This is a genomic window from Nocardiopsis sp. TNDT3 (assembly GCF_003427465.1).
Classification (GTDB): domain Bacteria; phylum Actinomycetota; class Actinomycetes; order Streptosporangiales; family Streptosporangiaceae; genus Nocardiopsis; species Nocardiopsis dassonvillei.
The window spans coordinates 1-3,438 of record NZ_QPFC01000504.1; the positions used below are offsets into that span (position 1 = coordinate 1).

Consider the following 3,438-nt stretch of genomic DNA (forward strand, 5'->3'; position numbering starts at 1 on the left):
ACGAGCGGGCCGAACTCGCCGACCTGGACCCCGAGGAGCGGGCGGAGCTCGCCGACCTCGACGACGGGAGCGCGGAGGCCGCGGACGACGAGCCCGAGGACCGGATCTTCGACGACGAGCCCGAGGACGGGTTCGAGGAGGAGCCCGAGGACGACCCCGAGGCCGCGGACGACGAAGAGCTTGAGGAAGAGCCCGAGGGCGAAGAGGAAGAAGAGGAAGAGGAGGAGTTCCTCGATGACGAGGCTGAGGGCCAGGACGCTGATGAGGCGGACGAGCAGGACCTGGAAGCAGAGGAGGGCGAGTACCCCGACGAGGAGGAGCGGCCCGCCGACGGGCGCTCCTGAGCCGGGGGCCGCCTCCGCCCCGCGGACCGGTGCCGCGACGGCGGTGCGCGCGTGACCCGTGGCCGCGACGGCTCCGCGGGACCGGGAGGGAACTGGTACGCATGAGTGAACCCACGCCCTGGCGGGGCGAGCCGAGGCAGATCCGCTCCTCGGGCGGATCCTCCTCCGCCAACCTCGCCGACGTACTCGAACGCGTTCTCGACAAGGGCGTCGTGATCGCGGGCGACATCAAGATCAACCTGCTGGACATCGAACTCCTCACCGTCAAGCTCCGGCTGCTCGTCGCCTCGGTGGACAAGGCCAAGGAGATGGGCATCGACTGGTGGGAGCACGACCCGGCCCTGTCCTCCCGCGCCTCGCGGCGCCAGGACGACGAGCTGGCCGAGGAGAACAGGCGCCTGCGCGAGCGCATCGAGGCCCTGGAGGAGCACCGCACCGCGCAGGTCACCGCGGCCGAGGCGGACCCCCTCGCCGAGGAGGGCTCCGGGACCCCGGCCGCGGAGGGCTCCGGCGCCCGGGAGGAGGGCGACCATGGAACGGCCTGAGCAGGCGAGCTACGTCTACGCGGTGTGCCGCCCCTTCGGCCCGGCGACCACCGACGGCATGACGGGCGTGGGCGGCCACCCCGTCCACCTCGTCGTCGAGGGCGACCTGGCCGCCGCGGTCAGCACCGTCCCCCTGGACGAGTTCGACGAGCGGGCGCTCCACGCCAAGCTGGAGGACCTGCGCTGGCTGGAGGAGGTGGCCCGCGCCCACCACGGCGTCGTGGACGCGGTGGCCCTGCGGTCCGTGGCCCTGCCGCTGCGGCTGGCCACCGTCTACCGCGGGGACGAACGGGTCCGCCAGGTCCTGCGCGAGAACGCGCAAGCCTTCGCGGCGACCCTGGACGAACTCGTGGACCGGGTCGAGGTCGGCGTGAAGGTCTACGCCGAGGCGGGCGCGCGCACCGCCGCGCAGCCCGAGCCGCAGACCCCCGCCGACGAGAGCCCGGGCAAGGCCTACCTGCGCAGGCGCAGGGAGCAGCGCGACCGCCGCGACGACACCTGGCAGCGGGCCTCCGCGCTGTGCGAGCGGGCCGACGGGGTCCTGGGCGCGATGGCCCGGGCGCGCGCCCAGCACCAGACGCAGAACGCCGCGCTGTCGGAGGCCTCCGGCGAGAACGTCATGAACAACGCCTACCTCGTGGACGGGGAGCGGGTGGCGGAGTTCCTCGCGGCGGTGGACGAGCTGAACTCCCGCGCGCCGGAGGGCACCAGGATCGAGGCCTCCGGGCCGTGGGCCCCCTACTCCTTCTCCTCCCCCCGAGCGGCGGAGGCGGGCGCGTGAGCACGGTGAACGGATCCGGCCCCGCCGGGAACGGCCCGCCCGGCACCGGCGGCTTCCCCGGCCAGGCCCACTCCCTGACCACGATGCTGGACGAGGACCACCCCCTGGCCAACCGGGAGATCTCCCTGGTGGACCTGCTCGACCGGGTCCTGGCCAAGGGGGTGGTCGTCTCGGGGGACCTGACCGTCTCCATCGCCGACGTGGACCTGGTCCGGGTCTCCCTGCACGCCCTGGTGTCGTCGATCAACGAGAACGTGCCCTCGCCCTGGGAGCACGGTCACCCCCTGAGCGGATGGATCCGCCAGGAGTGAGGACCGGCCCCGGGGGAGGGGGAAGGAGGCGGTATGCCAGAGGTGAACGGGAACCCGCTCCGCGCGGCGCAGAGCCCCGAGGGGCCGACGCCCGTGCGCGTGGCCGACGCCGACACGGTTCCGGGAGGCGGGAACGGCATCCTGGGACGGCTCCAGGACGCCCTGGACGAGACGGCGGACCCGGACCGGGCCGGCGGGGGGCCTGCGGGCCCCGAACGGCAGCGGCTGCGCCACCGGATCGAGACCGAGCCCGACACGGTCGAGCGCGACCTGATCAAGCTGGTGCTCACCGTGGTGGAGCTGGTGCGCCAGCTCATGGAGCGCCAGGCCCTGCGGCGCGTGGACCAGGGCGACCTCACCGAGGACCAGGAGGAGCGCATCGGCATGACGCTGATGCTGCTGGAGGAGCGCATGACCGAGCTGCGCGAGCGCTACGGGCTCTCCGCCGCCGACCTCAACCTGGACCTGGGCCCGCTGGGGTCCCTGCTGCCCAGAAACGGGGAGTAGGCGAAGGTGCCCCCGGTGCCCGCCTCAGGGCGAAGGCCCTGACAGAGGACGGGCACCGGGGGGAGGGGCCTCGCGCGGCCTCGGCCGCCGGGCGGGAGTGGAGTGGCCCGGGGCTACTTTCCACCGACCCCCATCATGCCGCGCACCAGGGAGCGGCGCGCGAAGAGGTACACGAGGAAGAGCGGCAGGGTCGCCAGCACGACCGCGGCCAGCATGCCGGGCACGTCCACGCGGTACTCGCCCTGGAACTCGAACAGGCCCATGGTGATCAGCCGGTTGTCCGCCGACTGGGTGAGGATCAGCGGGAACAGGAACCCGTTCCAGGCCTGGAGCGCGGCGTACACGCCGATGGTGCTCAGCCCCGACCGCGACATCGGCACCACCAGCTGGAGGAAGGTGCGCACCGGGCCCGCGCCGTCCAGGGCCATGGCCTCGTACAGCTCCTCGGAGATGTCGCGCATCGACCCCACCAGGATAAGCACGCACACCGGCAGCGCGAACGCCGCCGTGGGCAGCACGATGGCAGTCAGGGTGTCGTAGAGCCCCAGTTCGATGATGATCAGGTACACCGGGATGATCACCGCCTGGGACGGGATCGCCAGCCCCAGCAGGAACATCCGGAACACCCCCGTGGTCCACCGGGTGCGCGAGCGCACCACGGCGAACCCGGTCATGGAGGCGAGCACCAGCACGATCGCCACCACCGCGACGGTGACGATCGCGGTGTTGAGCACGAAGCCCAGCACCCCGTTCTCGATCGCCTTGACGTAGTTGCCCAGGGTCGGGTCCGCGGGCGGGGTGAGCGGCCCCGCGGAGGTGTAGTTCTCGGAGCGCTGCACCGTGGCCACGAGCAGCGCGTACAGCGGCACCCCCACGACGGCCAGCCACACCAGGGCGCCCAGCCCGGCCAGGACGTTGGGGCGCCGGCGGCCCGGCCGCCGCCGGGGGAG

The 3,438-nt window shown here is 73.1% G+C and carries 5 protein-coding genes and 1 pseudogene; 5 read left to right on the plus strand and 1 reads right to left on the minus strand.

Going from position 1 to position 3,438, the window contains the following annotated elements; all coding sequences use genetic code 11:
* The 5 genes and pseudogenes from DQW06_RS13165 to DQW06_RS13185 all read left to right on the plus strand — a co-directional run.
* Positions 1-344, plus strand: a pseudogene (locus DQW06_RS13165) (cyclase/dehydrase); the annotation flags it as partial.
* A gap of 101 nt (positions 345-445) precedes the next feature.
* Complete coding sequence (locus DQW06_RS13170) at positions 446-889, plus strand: gas vesicle protein (protein ID WP_117198541.1); 444 nt, start codon at positions 446-448, stop codon at positions 887-889.
* Positions 876-1,670, plus strand: a complete 795-nt coding sequence (locus tag DQW06_RS13175; protein WP_117198542.1) for a GvpL/GvpF family gas vesicle protein — start codon at positions 876-878, stop codon at positions 1,668-1,670. Before DQW06_RS13170 ends, DQW06_RS13175 begins: the two co-directional genes overlap by 14 nt.
* Complete coding sequence (locus DQW06_RS13180; protein ID WP_013153378.1) at positions 1,667-1,981, plus strand: gas vesicle protein; 315 nt, start codon at positions 1,667-1,669, stop codon at positions 1,979-1,981. Before DQW06_RS13175 ends, DQW06_RS13180 begins: the two co-directional genes overlap by 4 nt.
* Before the next feature lie 33 nt (positions 1,982-2,014).
* Positions 2,015-2,488, plus strand: coding sequence for a gas vesicle protein K (locus DQW06_RS13185; protein ID WP_117198543.1), 474 nt, complete (start codon positions 2,015-2,017; stop codon positions 2,486-2,488).
* Between the two features lie 113 nt (positions 2,489-2,601).
* On the opposite strand, the gene DQW06_RS13190 is transcribed toward DQW06_RS13185, so the two are convergent.
* A partial coding sequence (locus DQW06_RS13190) for a carbohydrate ABC transporter permease (RefSeq protein ID WP_232833020.1) occupies positions 2,602-3,438 on the minus strand: 837 nt, incomplete at its 5' end.

What these genes read in the sequence shown, in the direction of transcription:
- DQW06_RS13170 (WP_117198541.1), top strand. Translation starts at nt 446, where the DNA reads ATGAGTGAACCCACGCCCTGGCGGGGCGAGCCGAGGCAGATCCGCTCC.
- DQW06_RS13175 (WP_117198542.1), top strand. Translation starts at nt 876, where the DNA reads ATGGAACGGCCTGAGCAGGCGAGCTACGTCTACGCGGTGTGCCGCCCC.
- DQW06_RS13185 (WP_117198543.1), top strand. Translation starts at nt 2,015, where the DNA reads ATGCCAGAGGTGAACGGGAACCCGCTCCGCGCGGCGCAGAGCCCCGAG.